Genomic DNA, 16710 nt, shown 5'->3' with positions numbered 1-16710 from the left:
TTCCGGGAAGATTCAGCTGACAGCTCCCTCTGGCCGAAATTCCCTCCGCTGCTTTCGAAACGATTCCATCTCTCTCATATAGTCGGGATCTCTGCTGAAGTTCATCGTTTCTTCCGGATTGCGGCTAAGATCAAACAGCACTTCCGGCATGTCGGGACCATAATATTGATACTTCAAATTATCTTGTTTAATCATAATGTGATGCGGGCCAAACTGGGAGATTGTTCTATTGTCCCAAGCGTGCTGGCTGCCCTTAAGCAGCGGCACCATGCTGCGGCTATCAAGTCCTGAAGGGACGGGGATATCACTGAGCTCGCACATCGTTGCAAACAGGTCACACAGGTTCACATTCTCCGCGACTATACGACCTCCGTCAAAACCTTTGGGAAAGCGGATGATGAACGGCACTCGCACGCTGCCTTCGAAAAACTTTTGCTTCTCCCAGACATCGTGCTCACCAAGCATCTCCCCATGATCGCTCGTATAAATAATGATCCAATCGTCCAGATTTTGTCCGGCAGTCTCCAATGCCTGCATGACAGTGCCGAAATGGTCATCGACCTTTTCAATCATGGCATAGTAAGCAGCGACCGCACGGCGAATTTCCCGCTCCGATGCATCCACGCCCGGACGCACTTGAAGCCCGCTAAGAGACGGATGGTCGAACACTTCCTGATCTGCGAAGGGCTTCACCCGATTCAAGTAATAACGAAATTTATCGCCGTCGGCGATGTACGGATAGTGGGGCTGAAGAAGGCTTACCTTTAGCAGCAAGGGGCGATCCAACGATTCACGGTCGTAATACGGGCTAAGAAAGTACTCGTCAATGAAATTAGTCGCTCCAAGAACCGTATACGCATCCATAACCGTATGGGGCGCCCTTCCGATTCCCGCCCGTTTGACTTCCTTGGGCTGGTCCCATTTGAACTCCTTTATGCTTCTTGCTGCCCTGCCGCATTCTTCCTCATCCCGCCCCTCGACGAACGTAAGATCGACTTGCATTTCATTGCCGATCCGCTGCATCCAACCTTGCATCTGGTCGACGCCCATATGATGCAGCTTTCCGCAGGCAACCGTCGCGTAACCATACTGCGCGAAACGGCGGGCAAAGGTCATATAGCCAGGCGCCAGATCTTGACCATAAGACATACATCCCGTCGTCTCCGGCAGCTGACCGGACATGATGCTTTGCCGTGCTGGGATACAGATCGGCGAAGGGGTATAAGCGTTCGAGAAGACGACGCCAGTTTCCGCAATCCAGTCCAAATGCGGTGTGCGCACAACAGGGTTGCCGGCAAATCCAGCCGTATCAGCACGGTGCTCGTCACTCATAAGAAACAGTATATTAGGTCTTTTGCCAATCATCATTTATAGCCCCCCATTAATTTCCAGTTCCCGCTGCCTTTGCGATTCATCCTTTACAAATACGCAAAGTCCATACAGCTGCACTAACGGCTTGTTTCGCCTTTAGAATAATTCTATACAAACAATCGCCCCAGGCGGCCTGCAGCCTCTCATCTGTTAGTTTGATTGCCTCGCTTGCAGCCAGCAGATTGCTTCCGTCATAGTGAATATATACTTTCTCGCCGCCGGGGTTCTGTAACAAAATGCTCCCATTGCTGTTAATCAGAGGCATACAAGGAGTCATCAAGTGGACTATAATATCATCGGTTGCCTGAATAAGTTCAAAATCGTCAACGATCTCGATATACGATTCTTGGCCGCGATAAAGGCTATAAGTTCGTTTCCACGAATCGATACCTGCTGTTTCCGGATAGGCACTAGTGAGATTCATCGATATTTGCGCCGCTTCATGATGGACCTGATAATGCACTTCACTTGCTTTATACGCAATGTCGGCCTTCTGCTGAATTCCATTTACCAAAGGTACATTGTGGTACGCTGACTGCATCGTCCAGATGTCGTACCGCTCCGTGCTAAACGTCTTGGCGGTATACGTTCCGACACCGACATCAATAAGAAATGGTTTCCCGTCCGAATATACAAGGAAATGACCGATATCATTATGATTATGGCTCTCATCGTTATGGCCCCCTTTAACGGCCAAATACAAACCATGGCTGGAGCCTTCTTGCTCCCTAGCAGTCATAACTTCGATACTGTTCATCCAAACATCATGGACATATGGAGGTGTTTTTTTATTTTCCGTAATTTGCTCATCAAGAAAAAGGGTAGGAATCACGCGATGAAGCGTCAGCCATCTTGAGAGTGGCGGTTTGTTCGTTTGATAGGCGGATGACGCTAATCTCATCAGATTCCGATCCCCGATACGAGAGCCATATCGGTATGCAGTTGTGGCCTCGATTTCAAATTTCCCGCTGCTATCGGCAAAATTGGCAAAATAATTATCGGCAATGTGAACTCGGTATAAATATCGTCCGATTTCTTGAATCAATGGCTCATCATACAAGTTAATTTTGCCTAGGGAAGCTTGGTAAAGCTGTTCCAAACAGTCAAACAACGCTCCTCCGGCACGATCCCAATAAACCGGACCTTCATCGCATCCACCGTCTGTACTGCAATCGCCTATATACCTATCCAAAGTACGCATGATCTTTTCTATTGCCAGGTATCGCCGCTCATCATTTTTCTCCATTAATAGAAAAGCAGAAATACAATTAGAGTTGATCCACGGGTTCCAGTTGTTCATTTTACGGTTCGTTTCCAGCCCCATCCACCACAAATCGCTGCGTTCCAGATACGGATCGAAAATCCGGCGCTTCATTTCCAGTCGAATTCGACCGCAAATGTTTGGACTAACTGCATCCAGAGGCTTTTGCAAAAGGTAATGTGTGGTTGCCATCAGACTTGCCGTCTCCCCGGCAAACAGATCGATGTATTGATCCGAAATATTAGGTATACAGTCAGATGAGCTTGCTTTGGAAATAACCATATGAGGTGGAGTTACCCATGAGGTTTCTTCACAAATGGTCCAGATCCCATTCATGATCTGATCGATAAAGCGGCCTGCCCCCTCCATACATTCTGCAAGGACTAAGGAAGCCAATGCAATTCTGCGTTCCTCGAATTTACTCTGAAATCGCATTACATTTCCATTTCTTGAATATTCCATGTAATCAACTGCCGTAAGTGCAGGACATGAAAAGCTAAGGTAAGCTTCTCCTTTGGAAATCCAGAAGTTTCGAATCGTATCAGGAATCGATTCCCAAATTGCCCTATCATGGGCTTTTGGATATGGATTATAGTTTTCATACGTGGTTATTACCCTGGAAATATCATTCGCATAGCGCTCCGTTAGCATATTCATCGCCTCTCCTTTGATCAAAAAAATACAGCAGGTACGGATATCGCCGTACCCGCCGTATAGCCAGACTTACAAGCAAGTCAGTTTGAAAACCGTTGCTTATTTACCGCCATTCTTAGCTTTATAAGCGTCGTTCACTTCTTTCTCCAGCTTCTGGAAGGAGGCGTCACCAAGCATGGATTTGACGAACTTATCCCAGTCTTCCAAGCTGTTTTTACCTACAAGAGTATTGATTTCGTTATCGTAAATTTTCTTAATGTAGTCAGCGCCTTTCTCCACGTTTGTCGGTACATTAATACCGAAAGACGGGTCCGGAACAGAAGACTTGTTGATGGAATCGACGAGATCATGGTTGTATTTAATGACTTCTGGCGGCATGTCTCCATTTTCAGCTCTGCTGTATTTGTTAAAGTAACCAGGAATCCATTGACCAGGGTTTGGATACTGATTGGCTTTACCGGCATCTGTTTGAACAACGATAGTCGGATTGCTCGTATCCGTATAATCTTTGTCCTTAACACCAAATTGAATCTGTTTCCAGCCTTCCAATGTGTTGCCATAATCCATGAGCTCCAAAATTTTCTTCACTTTGTCCTCAGGAACCTTCTTGCTGATCATCAATTGACCGAAGGAACCTGTACTTTGCTCATAGTAATGTTTGCCATCCGGAGCCGCGGGAAGTTCATAAGCGACTGCATCCGCTTTCGGATTCACCTTTTGCAGCTCTTTGATAACGTTCGGGCTATTATAGATGTCGACGATATTACCGATGTACATGCCGATTTTGCCTTGAATAAACATATCTTTTAACTGCTGAGCCTTCATCACCGGATAATCCGGAACGATTAATCCTTCTTTGTATGCTTTGCTCCAGTAAGTAAGCGCCGTTTTCATTTGCGGAGTCGAGAAAGCAGGAATCAACTTACCCGAGCCGTCTTTGGCCCATCCTTGCGCAATGGCATTCGTGGTAGCTGTAGAGGAACCAAACATAGAGAACAGGTACCCCTGAACGCCTGGCGTCGCATAGGAGGCAAAGCCGTAAGTATCCGGTTTTCCATTACCATCCGGATCGTTTTTCGTAAACGCCTCCATAACTTTATACAAATCTTCGGTCGTCTTAGGCGGCTGCAGACCTAATTTGTCAAGCCAGTCCTTACGAACAATAAGCGATTCATGACCATCGAGCGGTCTAACCCGAGGTACCCCCAACGTTTTACCGTTAAACGAAAGTGCGCTATAGATGTTAGGATCAATCTTGGATAAGTTCGGATAGTTCTTGATATATGGCGTTAAATCCCAGAACGCGCCTTGACTCAGCGCTTGCGCCCAATTTTGCTTCGTAATGTCCCATACAACTGTCAAATCCGGCAAGTCGTTCGAAGCCAGCATGACGTTAACTTTATCATCATAATTATTCGAAGGAACATAAGTAGTATTGATTTTAACATTGAGCTTCTGATTGACTTGTTGAAGGGATTCCAAATCATTCTTAGGTGCATCATTGTAAGTAGGTGCGATAATCGTGATTTCCGTAGGTCCTTTGGTATCTGCTGTCTTTGTAGACGCCGACGGTTGAGTGTCGCCTGATTTAGCGGTATTGCCGCTGCCGCACGCAGTCGCGATAAGCATAAGAGCCGCTGTTGCCGTAAGTCCTGTCATTTTCAAATACTTTTTCATTGGTTGTTGCCTCCTCTATTTTTCTTTTGGATGTTGCTGCCCGCCTTTGAGAATATGTTTAGCTTTATGACCATTTCTAAGTACGGCATCCCCCCTTTCAAGAAATATTTTCTTAACCCTTCACCGAGCCAAGCGTTAAGCCTTTGACAAAATATTTTTGAAGGAACGGATACACCATAACGATCGGAACTGCTGCAAGCACGACAGCCGCCATTTTCACCGTTTCCGCCGGTATGACAGACGCTGAGGCCTCGGAAACATCGGCAGGAGATGAGCTTGCGGCCAGCATTTGCTGCAATATCACTTGCAGCGGGCGCAGCGTGTCCTTATTGATGTACAGTACTCCGTTGAAATAAGTGTTCCAATAACCAACACCGTAAAATAAACTGAATGCGGCGATAACCGGAAGCGAAATCGGGAGAATAATCCGGAAAAAGATGCCGATATCCGAGCAGCCGTCCATTCTTCCTGACTCCTCCAGCTCTGCGGGCACGTCTTGGAAGAAGCTTTTCATGAGCAGCACGTAAAAAGCAGTCGCTAATCCCGGCAGCACCAGCGCCCAGAAACTGTTCAATAGACCTAGACTTTGAATCAACAAATAGTTAGGTATAATACCCGGATTAAACAACATGGTGAACAAAATCGCTGTCAGAATGAAATTGCGGCCTTTCAATCTTTTGCGCGATAATCCGTATGCCAATCCTGAAGTCACCAAGAGCGCACAGACCGTACCAACGATCGTCAGTATCGTTGTGATGAAGAAAGAATTGATAAATTGGCCCGACGACATGATGTAACGGTACGACGCTAAACTCCATGTCTTCGGGAACAGCATCACCGGGGTCGACATAAACTCATGCGGATCTGTGAAGGACACGATCGTGATGTAGATGAACGGCAATACGGTAGAGAGTGAAAACAGAAACAGTACTGTATAGATAAAGACATCTAACCATTTGGAAGAACGATCCATGCTAATACACTCCTTCCTCGCCCATTTTCTTTGCTATGCGGTTGGCCGTAACGACTAAAATGAAGCCGACAATCGACTTGAACATGCCTGCAGCCACTGCAAAGCTGAATCTCCCTTGCTGAACACCGACGCGGTATGCATACGTATCGAACACGTCGCCAATACTTTCTACAGGAGCGCTGATCATCAAATAGACCTGCTCGAAACCGACATCCATAACCGAGCCTAATCGCAGAATGAGCAGCACGACGATGGTGGACTTAATCCCCGGCAACGTGATGTACAGCAGTTGTTTCCATCGGCTTGCTCCGTCGATCTGAGCCGCTTCGTATTGCTCAGGATTGATGCTGGTCAGCGCCGCCAGGAAAATGATCGTCCCATATCCGGCATCCTTCCAAATACTTTGCGACGTCAATAAGAGCCAGAACAACTTCGCATTCGTCAGAAAATCAATCTTCGCCCCTCCCGCGTCAGCAATCAGTCCGTTAACGACCCCTGAGGACTTGCTTAGCAAAATGAAGGAAATACCTGCAATGACGACCCATGACACAAAGTGAGGCAAATAGATCGCCGTTTGCACAAATTTCTTAAACCTTAATCGACGTACTTCGTTAAGCATCAATGCCAAGACGATCGGAGCCGGGAAAAAGAATAGTATGTTAAGGAAACTAATCGCGAGCGTATTCCGCAGCAGCTTAAAGAAATCAGGATTCATCAAGAAATCGCTGAAATATTTGAACCCCACCCATTCGCTCTTCCAGAACCCGAGGAACGGAGAGTAGTTTTGGAACGCTAATGACAACCCCCACATCGGTCCGTATTTAAAGATGAGAAAAAAGAGTAAGCCTGGCGTCATTAATAAATATAAATACTTGTCTCGTTTCAGGGCAACACTCCAGCCCCTTAACCATAATGTCATCATTCGTCACCTCTCGTAGCTGCAAGCGCAGATTTCATACTTGCAATATACGCTTCAAGCTTTGTAGCCTACAAGACGCAATTGTTGCACAGAGTCGCAGACCCGTCGACCAAGGCTTTTCTGGGTCATGTCGCATTCCTTGCGACAGCGGGATCGCCTGAAACAAAAGATACGACTTTCGACAGGATTCGATTTGGAACAACAAAAATAATGCTTGCAGGACTTCATCCCGCAAGCATACTTATGTTTTGACTGACTCCCTATACTGTCCGGGAGTCGTCCCGACCTGTTTTTTGAAAACGCGCATAAAATTTTGACGCTGATACCCGACAAGAACCGATATCTCGCCGATCGGCAAATCGGTTTCCGCTAAGAAATGCTTCGCCTGCTCAATACGATATTCAGTCAGATAATCAATGAAGCCGGTCTGCATGAGTTTCTTGAACCATTTGCTAAGCTGAAACGTACTGACACCACTATGATCAGCACATTCTTCGAGGGAGATATCCCGATGATAATTGTCGTGAATGAAGCTCACGGCCGTTCTCACCATTCGTTCATACTCCCCATATCGATTTCCCTGAACGCCTGCAATAATAGGAGAAATCAGCGCAGTTGCAAACCATGAGTTAATATCCTCGATGCTTTTCAGTTTGCGCAAATACGTATAAGGATCGTACTGTTCGAACAGCTGCTTCGACTCCACTTTCAGGCTGTGGGCTGTTCTCAATGTAGCGGCAAGCAGCTGATTGTAGTATAGAAGCACGCCTTCTGGTGATCTCGCTTGCCTTCTAACCGCTTCCATGAAGTCGTTCAACATGCGTTCCGCTTCTTCTTGGTTGCCAAGCTTCAGCGAATTCTCGAAATGATGCTCCAGTTCCACAGGGTAACTGTCCTCGCTGACGAGGCTGCCTACCTCCTGCAGCACTTTATTTCTACCCGTAATGATGCGCGATTCCAGGGCGAACATCGCTTGTCGGTACAAGCGCGGTACTTCCTTCGTCTCATAACCGATCTCACTAAGCCCGACAGTCACCGGTAGGTGAAAATAATTCGATATCGTATCCCGCATCTTTTCAGCGAAAGCGAAGAACTCGGGTTCCTCCTTGTCCGCTTCCGGCGTTTCCGGCACACTCCATAACCATGAGACTAGACTGTCATTAAATACGTTGACCGTGACACCTCGCCAGCCGTTCAAAGGGATAAGCTCGTCAATAATATTTTTCATAGAGAAGAGCATGAGCTCTTTGTCACTGTCACGGAATTTACCCTCATGGGCTGCATCCATATCGAACGCAATCGAAAGGACAGCGAACTCCGCTTGATCCGGAAGCTGATACCGCTTCAATAGTTCGCCTAACTGCTTGTTGGTATAATGTGCAAATTGACCTTGCAGCAGCTGCAGGACGAAAGTCTCGCGAATGATCGGCAACTGATGCGAGAGCTCTGTTCTTAGTTGAGATGCCGTATCTTTGAGTTCCAACCAATTTCGATGGACGAAACCCATCTCATCGGAATCAATCTCCGTACCGGAATCACTTCTGATGCTAGCCAGCAATCGTTCCACAGGCTGGTAAATTTTTCGACTGCCGAAGAATGAACCGCTGACGCTAACAAGGATGAAAAAGAAGACGATGCCCATCGTCATGAACGCAATGCCTCTAGACTTGGCGTTCAATTCTTTCACTGGAATCACATCGATATATCTCCAATGACTGTAATTTGAAGCGATGCTTGTAACGAGATAGGCGGTTCCATTCCAATTAAAATTATACTTGGACTTCCCTTCACCTGCCTGCAAAATGCTCTCATAGAAATTGCTTGGCTGAAGCTCGTCCGATGTTGTAGTAACTAACTTCCCCGAATCGGTGACAACGAACAAGAATTGCCCTTTATAGACAGTCGAATCGCCGATGATTTCACGGAATTGTCTCGAATCTACTGACGCGATGACCAGTCCAATCGGATCATTGCTGCCGAGCGGAAACTTGTTAACCAGTGTAACGCCACTGTCTGTATCGGTATTGCGGGTCACTGGAAATGTCTCATTCAACCATCGAATCCGATAATTATCTTTCAACTCATGATCGAATTTATCCCGAACGGAACTGTTTAAACCATCCGGTCGGATAGTACCGTTCGTCGGAGAGACATACGCGATATCCCGGATATAGAGCGCGAGTTCGCGCAAATCCTTGTTCGTATTTTGAAAAGCCCCGAGTATCTTATAAACTTTACCAAAGAAGTCAATCTGATCAACTTTCAAATCCACGTTGTAATCCGTGAGAAAATAAGGCGAGTTCAATATTTGCAACAGATTGATCTGAATCGTCTGCAGTTTTTTATCCACATTATCGGAAGCGGTCTTTAAAATCTGGTAATTAGCTTTGTTAACTTCGGTTTCTACGACGGACGAAGCATATAGGTAGCTACCCAGTCCAGTGATGACTGTAGGCACAATCGAAATAAAAAGCGAGACGATGATCATTTTCCTCAGCATCGACTTCTTACTTTTGGAAAATAATCCCAAAATTTTCATTTGAACGACTCACCTCTCTATGATGTAACGATGTCCAAGTATTTGTAGTGTAACCGATGCCTTTTGTCGCAAGCAAGGCACAATTTTTGCAGGTGCATATAATGGTTGCTTTCAAGGAAGCAATATGGAAGAAATAGGGAATAAAAACGCGATCAAGAGCAATGGCTCCTGATCGCGTTCTTAATGGTATTATTTGGACCAAGCAGCAATTATGGCATTGGCATCTGTTGTTAAAACTTGCTTCGCATAGGCTGAAATTTCACCCTGCTTTGCTTTCTCGATTTGCTTTAACACATCCTGCATATGCTTAATTGCCTGATCATTATGCCCCTTGCTTAATTGGTCAAGTGACTGAGTAAATTTGTTTGTTATTTGCGTCCCGAGCGGTCCATTTATTTCACCGGATGCCATAAACTTAGCGATAAGCTGCTGCATAGCACTTGCGCTAGTCGTGACATTCACGGTAATCTTGGTTATCTTCACATTCCCAGCCAGGTCCGTCACAATAGCTTGAATAACATGGTTCCCTAATTGACCTTCCCAATTCACAATATTCTGTGTCGCTGAGCTCACTACTCCATCGATAGTAACCGATTGTGTGGCCACACCGGACAATTGATCTTCCGATTGGATATTTAGCGTTAGCAATTGGTTGTCTTGGAATGTTGCCCCATTCACTAATGGGCTGCCATTTGCAGTAAGCACTGTTGTTGGTACAGTTCGATCGACATTCACGGTTATCGTTTGGGGAACTTCTACATTCCCAGCGTGATCCGTTGATCGATACTGCAGCTGATAAATTCCTTCACTGAGTAAGACCGGAGCCGTATAAGGTACGAATCCATTGGTCGATTGCTGGCCGTAAACGCTCTGCACTACGGTCAATGAATATTCGGTAGACACCAGACCGGAATTATCGTCTTGAGATTTAAGCGTTACGGTAACATCGGAAGTAAACCAGCCACCAGAGCCTTTCACTCCATCTAAAGCGGCTTCGGTTGTCGGAGGTATGCCATCTGGTGACTCGCGGATCACGGTCAGCGTATACGTTTTCATCGTCATATCCTGTGCCGTCACGACAATGTTGATCGTATTGCTGCCTACATTCAGGCTGATCGGTCCGCTTGCTTGCCCGCTCGCTACCTGCTGACCAGCCACTGTCAATGTCGCATTGGTATCGTAAACCGACGCTGTTACTGTAATGCTGCTCATATCAGTGGCCACATTCACAGTGTAAGAAGTCGTCCCCGATGCAAAGGCAGGATTCAACTGACCGCTCGACAGACTCAGCCCTTTCAGATCTGCGTTGTTAGACGGTAGGCTGATCGTGGGCGAAAGTGTCATATCAAGGATTGTTACATCTCCCATCGGCACAATAACATTTGAGCGTGATGCGTCCATGAATCCCTCTTTACTTACCGTTAAGGTATAGCCAGAGCCAGACGGTATATCGGTTATGGAATAGGTTCCGTCCATTGCCGTATAGACTGAACTATATACTGAACTGGTAACAGATGCAGTCACAGCTGCGCCGGCAACTGGCATATTATTACTGTCTACTACCTTGCCTTTAAGGCTTCCAGGTGCAGTATATTCGATCACTGGCCAGTATTGGGACAAGCTATTCTCTTTCGTCGCAAACTGACTGTCTGAAGATCCGCCTTTCAGGAGAGCATTCGATAGTTTGATGGAGATGTTTTTATCTTGGCCGGCAACTGCACTTTTCGCAAGATTCGTCACATCAATGACAAGCGCAGTGTTAAGTACAGGCATAATCGGACTTGCATTCAATTTGGTCCCTATTACGGCAGGCTTGTTGTTCCAAGTAATCGTAGACTCGCTCCAATTATTCTGAACTTGCTCAACATTAATCCCTGGCGATACTGAGCCAGCCGTCGTCGGATACAGTTTAATCTTTGCACTGGTCACATTAGCCGGTATACTATCCAAGTTAAACTTGTAGAATGCTTCGCGGTTATAACCTAGTGCATCCCACTTTACCGATGTGGTTTGCTCTGTACCAAAGTTCGTATTCGCCGACCCTCCGTCACGCACATAGGAATCCGCTTTTGCAACGATTGAAATCGCATTCAGTGAAGTTGCGCTCACAGGTGCGCTCCAATCCGTTGTCTCTGTAGCGTTCTTGGTTCTTACCCTGTAGGTATGAGTAGAATTTAGCGCCAGCCCGGAATGCATGTAAGGGTACATAACTTGTGAAACTACTTGGCCATCCACCTCCAAGTCATATCCGGTTGCTAAATCCGTCTCATTCCAGCTTACGCTAATCTGGGACGGGCTTAAAGGAGTTGCTTTCAATCCCGTTGGTACGGCCAGAGGAGGCTGTGTGGTTACAACGTCAATCGCAAAGTCATCGATGACAAAGTCGATCATCCCTCCCCCGTTCTTAATAAACGAGATGTAGCTATCGTCATAATTTCCAGTCACAAAAGTCTTAGTAAATGTTGAATATTCGGTATTGCTGGTCGATGAAGGAAGCGCTACGTTAGACAAAGTAGTTGAACCGTTATTCCCCATAATAGCAACAGAATATGCACCATTGTATTGTGAACCAAGCAAATAGTTAAAGCTAAGTTTGTACATCGTATTTGGTTGCAGCTTCACGTTGTACGGTACAGTCCTCATGTATTCGCCTGTTTCAGTGGAAGTGGTCTGACGCATCTTCAATGAATAATTGCCATGGATCGTATCGGTCGTAAAACCACTATGAAACTCTGATCTGTGGATACGTCCGACCATCTTGCTCTGTACAAAAGGTCCAATGCCTTCGTCATTGCTCTCAAAGTCTTCGAAGAAATAGTGACTTCCAAATGGCGTCGTATTCATTTCTACAATACGTACGTCATCTAGGTACATGTAAGATTGAGGCGTCCCTGCATTTGCAGTGAAGTAAATGTTTGCACTCGTTGAATTAGCCGGCACTGTAAATTCAAGCTTAATTCGCTGCATTTTATTCCGATTGAACCTTAACGTATTATAGATCTGGTTTGTAAATTCCGATTTTTCCATCGTGTTCGTTATTTCAGATCCACCATAGTTTTTGACACCGATCGTTCCAGTCCTTCCATTAACCTCCATCCAAGCAGAAAGCTGATAGGTCTTGCCCGGGGTCAGCCCTGTTAGGGTCTGGCTCAATGTCCCATCCGCGCCGTTGTTTCCGCCCACTTTCAAATAAGTTTCGCCAACGTTGCTGTTTTCAATAATCATATGGCTTGCGCTACCGTTAGTAGACGCTGTAGTCCATGCAGAGGTTGCGGGAGATAAGTCGTGGCTGTCGAAACCAGGATCCTTCACAAATCCGCCTTCTCCCCATATCATGACTGGGTTTGTTTGCTCACCTTTGTAGACGACATAAGGCGTATTCGCTGCCGCGTCAATCGTTACCTGACCGTTCGTTACACTCAGGTCCTTCACAAAAGTTTTACCGGTATCGGATAACTGGTACAACTTCACTGTACTCATCCCGGCCCAACTGTTTGGAAGATCCCAAGTAGTGGTTCCTCCGAACGTGTTATAGTGATAGATCTTCGTCTCATTCTGAGGATCCCAAGGAATAAACACTTTGGCGCTAACGTTTTCGATGTTATAGCTTGAAGTATCATAATTATTCTGATATACGGCGAGCTTTTTGTTGTCCTTGTATAACTCAACTACCGGATTAGGATCAGATGTCGTTTGTTTTACATAAACATTGTTATTGAAATCGATCCTATTGTTCGTCCATTTCATAATGTCAAAGTTTTGCATGTACTTCATCAACAGATTGTTGGTATAAAATATTTTCATTTGGCCCGTCAAGGTCGTATTGTTCCCCTGATCGTCGTTGCCGTCATCCCCGTAGCCCATGGAGCCCGCATGTCTTGATTTCAAAAGCATGTGGTTGAAGCCGTAGGAATCTGCAACGCCGTTCTTAAGGAATCTTACCACCTGACTCTTCATCTGCGGCACATGGTTCCATACTGCATAATCTTCCAGCGAGCCTTGGAACTCCGTACCTACAATCCAACCATTCTTGTTTAATTCTGTTCCGAGCTTCCATTCTGGGTAACCTTGGAAATAATAAACATCCACATAAACCCACTTCAAGCCAGGAACATTTTGTTTAAGTTCGGAGAGCCTGTCAGCCAAGCCGTGAGGTCCAAAGTTGGTAGCATCCTTATACTGGTCAATTAGGTACGACTGGTCGAGCGAATTCCACCCGGGCTCATGCGGCTGTCTGAGAAGCCCTTCACTGTAGTAGCTTGCTTCCGGATAAGCCTCGGTAGCATTGATATGCACGCCTACGTTCGTGTTATATTTTGCTGCCTCATTAACAAAATAGTTAAGCTCGTTAAGTCCCCCTGCCCTCTTATTGATGTTGATTCCGTAGTCAGGGTGGTTAGAATCGTGTCCTTCGGCCTGATGCCCCTTATATTCCAAGAACTGCCCGAAGCCGTCGGTATTCAGGTATATCTTCTTAACCATATCCAGCGTTCTAAGGAACGGCCACTGCGCAAGGCTAGCGCGGGTATATGCGATATGGGCGAAGCTCTTCTTAATTGTGTCAGCACCGTATGGAATTTTCATGATCTGTCTGTATGCAATTCCGCCATCCTGCCAGTCAACAGTTCCGTCATTGTTGGCATCAGGTGTAATGGCGATCTTGGCGTATGGAAGTTCCATAATCTCCGTTGCCACTTCCCTATACGTCCAAGCATTGTTCCATGCGCCCATTCTCTTATAACCGGTCTTATTCACCGTCTGGTAATAGTATCTAGCTTCATTCTTAACGCCCAAAATCTTGTTTCCAGTAGTCGGCGTCAGATTAATGCTGTTATTATACATCGTTGCTGCAAGCTTATCGGTACTCAAGAAGAGATACGATTTGGCCACCGGGTTTGCGTCAACTGCCTTCGTAACCAATACGTTGTGTTCTTCCACGGAATTGTCATCGTAATTGACAGAGCCTTTGACATCAACCCCTGTTTCTTTGGCACCTGGTTGATTATCCCGAATGGAGATCAAATTTTGATTCGAAATTTCAAAGGTCATCACTTTCGTCGCGCCGCTTTCGGTAATATCGCTTACCTTGAATTCGACTACGTTGTCGGTAACCTTGAAATACGTAGTCATTATTACTCCTATACTTGAAATGTTCAGTGTATAGGTAATCGTATCCCCTGTTATAACACTAGTTACAGCTGGTGTGTAAGTCGTACCGTTGATTTTAACCTGACTTAGCGTGTCTTCATTTCCGTAAAATACGGCGTTTTGAGACGCTCCCTCTCCCAACCATTGGTATTGAATAATTCTAGGGAAAGAATCATCCACTGTCACGCTCAGTTTAGTAGATTGAATCGTGTTCTGACCTGCCGCCAGAGCGTTGGCCTCGCCAAAAAATGATTGATTGCCAAATGAGAGAAACGGTGCCAAGAAAAACAAAAGCGCCAGCGTGATTTTTAAATTTCTTCTTAAACTCTTCTGAATAAATTTACTCATGTTTGACACAATCAAATACCTCCTTCAACTCCTCCATATCTTTAAAGCGCTTTCAAACCTCCCACTTCTTCGTTAAAATCCTCATCTCTCACCACCTCATGTTGCTTGTTCAAAGCTTCTAACTTACTCAATTTACGATTAATAAACGGTCGCCTACAAGGCGCAATTGTTGCACGGCTTCTTCCTTGTGTTGAATTGAATTATTGTGTGCTATTGTCGCAATTTTTGCATACAGCCGGAGAAATCAATCAGAAATGCGACTACAATCATTCCATTTGCGAACGATACCTAATAGCGGTTCTTCCATCTCCGAATACAAAAATAGGGCAGAAGTATGGAACTTCCATACTTCTGCCCTTTCCGATAATTCTCCAATCGCTTGTTCACATTTGAATCAGGGTGTCTGCATATATAGCTTCAATGGTCACACTTTTTGGATCCTAAAGCTCCAAAACCGCTAATAGTCAATTTCACATTGTAATCGATTGGAATCTCACTAAATGTTTGATCCCAATCATTTTTCACCTTTTCCCAGACTCTGGATACACAATTCGCAAGCGGTTTCCAAAGCCGGCGACATCCCTACGGTTGGCCCAAATTATATTTTACTCTTTTCTATCTTGAGCTGCACCTTATCCACTACGTCATCGGCTTCCGTGCCGAGGATGTATCAACGTAATCTCATTCCCCTCTTTGTCCGTTCCGATGGGATCATGCAAGGACACATCTTTACGCGTTTTCTTCAGTGATGAGAGAAGTACTGGAGATCCCCATCAAAAAAATCTCGCCTTAATATAATATGAACTCTCGAATATCAATCCGGAAATATGATCCGCATAACGATCCATTAGCATATTAATTACATCTCCTTTTATATTCACATTTGAAAAACGGCGGGTACGGACAGCGCCGCACCCACCACTACCTTTATATCTATCGGGTTATTACTGCTTGGACAACAAATATTGAGCATCCCGTAGCAAGTAGCTTGTGGCCTGGCTTGAAATATGCTTGCCGCTCTGTGCATTTACTTCGCTAACAAAATCTGCCAGATTGTTCTCGGCCAATTTATGCTGCAAGCTATTTGCAATTCCCGCGTTATTGATCCACCCATTATTCGCAAAGCTTGTTACTAATGCCTTCAAGGAATCGATGCTTGTCGTGGTCTGAAATAAAATCGTTTGGCTGCTTGTATTCCCCGCCAGATCGCTCGCCGTTACGATCAAAGTATGCGGACCCAAAGGTAGCGTGTAAAGAGGAATCGGTTTCCCTTGCTGCAGCTCTTTCGTATCCATCGTCATAGTTGTCTTGCCGTTGTCGCTCCCGGAAAGATTATCGCTTAGTGTAATGACGGGTATAATACTCTCGGCGTCGCTAAATGTACCGTACACGAATCCGGTGACAGTGATTGTCGGAGCTGTGGCGTCCAGGTTAAAGCCGATCGTTTTGGGCTTTTCTACGTTACCGCTATTGTCCGTCGAACGGTAGCTGATCGTATACTTTCCGTCTTGTCCAAACGTTAGCGGCGCTGTATAAGACTGCCAAGTGGTTCCTCCGTCCAGGCTATACTCCGTACCGGACACACCGGACAAAGTATCATCGCCATTCAACGTCAGGGTCACCGGATGCAAGTACCAACCTTTCAGCCCATCCGGCTGAGACGGGGTTATCGCTGTTTTTGTCTCTGGAGCCGTATTGTCAATGCTGACGGTAACTGTATGCGCTTGTTCCACGTTGCCTGCTTTGTCTACACTCCAATATACAAGCTTATGCACGCCTTCTTCCGACAATACGACGGTCGTTCCTGTTTGCTCAGCGCC

9 protein-coding genes and 1 pseudogene are annotated in these 16710 nt (G+C 45.8%); all 10 read right to left on the bottom strand.

Going from position 1 to position 16710, the window contains the following annotated elements; all coding sequences use genetic code 11:
- Window positions 1-12 precede the first annotated feature (12 nt).
- The gene (locus GC098_RS26300) at window positions 13-1368 is read right to left on the bottom strand and encodes a sulfatase-like hydrolase/transferase (protein WP_171646168.1); all 1356 of its coding nucleotides are present in this window, start codon (window positions 1366-1368) and stop codon (window positions 13-15) included.
- A 43-nt stretch (window positions 1369-1411) separates the two neighbouring features.
- Entirely contained in the window at window positions 1412-3289 is a 1878-nt protein-coding gene (locus tag GC098_RS26295) for a heparinase II/III domain-containing protein (protein ID WP_171646167.1), read from the bottom strand.
- Between the two features lie 96 nt (window positions 3290-3385).
- Window positions 3386-4963, bottom strand: coding sequence for an extracellular solute-binding protein (locus GC098_RS26290; protein WP_171646166.1), 1578 nt, complete (start codon window positions 4961-4963; stop codon window positions 3386-3388).
- 112 nt (window positions 4964-5075) lie between these two features.
- A complete protein-coding gene (locus tag GC098_RS26285) occupies window positions 5076-5936 on the bottom strand; it encodes a carbohydrate ABC transporter permease (RefSeq protein ID WP_171646165.1) in 861 nt (286 codons plus the stop codon).
- Window position 5937: 1 nt separating this feature from the next.
- Window positions 5938-6858: an ABC transporter permease gene (locus tag GC098_RS26280; protein ID WP_171646164.1), complete on the bottom strand. Its 921-nt coding sequence runs from the start codon at window positions 6856-6858 to the stop codon at window positions 5938-5940.
- A 238-nt stretch (window positions 6859-7096) separates the two neighbouring features.
- Window positions 7097-9394: an AraC family transcriptional regulator gene (locus tag GC098_RS26275; RefSeq protein ID WP_171646163.1), complete on the bottom strand. Its 2298-nt coding sequence runs from the start codon at window positions 9392-9394 to the stop codon at window positions 7097-7099.
- A gap of 189 nt (window positions 9395-9583) precedes the next feature.
- A complete protein-coding gene (locus GC098_RS26270; RefSeq protein ID WP_171646162.1) occupies window positions 9584-14890 on the bottom strand; it encodes an endo-alpha-N-acetylgalactosaminidase family protein in 5307 nt (1768 codons plus the stop codon).
- Window positions 14891-15307: 417 nt separating this feature from the next.
- Window positions 15308-15415 (bottom strand): hypothetical protein, encoded by a 108-nt coding sequence (locus tag GC098_RS40315; RefSeq protein ID WP_446686366.1) that lies wholly within the window; start codon window positions 15413-15415, stop codon window positions 15308-15310.
- A 76-nt stretch (window positions 15416-15491) separates the two neighbouring features.
- Window positions 15492-15645 (bottom strand): annotated as a pseudogene (locus tag GC098_RS26265) (RNA polymerase subunit sigma-70); the annotation flags it as partial.
- Window positions 15646-15834: 189 nt separating this feature from the next.
- Window positions 15835-16710: OmpL47-type beta-barrel domain-containing protein (locus tag GC098_RS26260; RefSeq protein ID WP_376773956.1), on the bottom strand; the 876-nt coding region annotated here is incomplete at its 5' end.

This window comes from Paenibacillus phytorum, assembly GCF_013141715.1.
Classification (GTDB): domain Bacteria; phylum Bacillota; class Bacilli; order Paenibacillales; family NBRC-103111; genus Paenibacillus_E; species Paenibacillus_E phytorum.
Note: the sequence above shows the minus strand (reverse complement) of the source record. Positions and strands in the feature narration are given on the sequence as shown.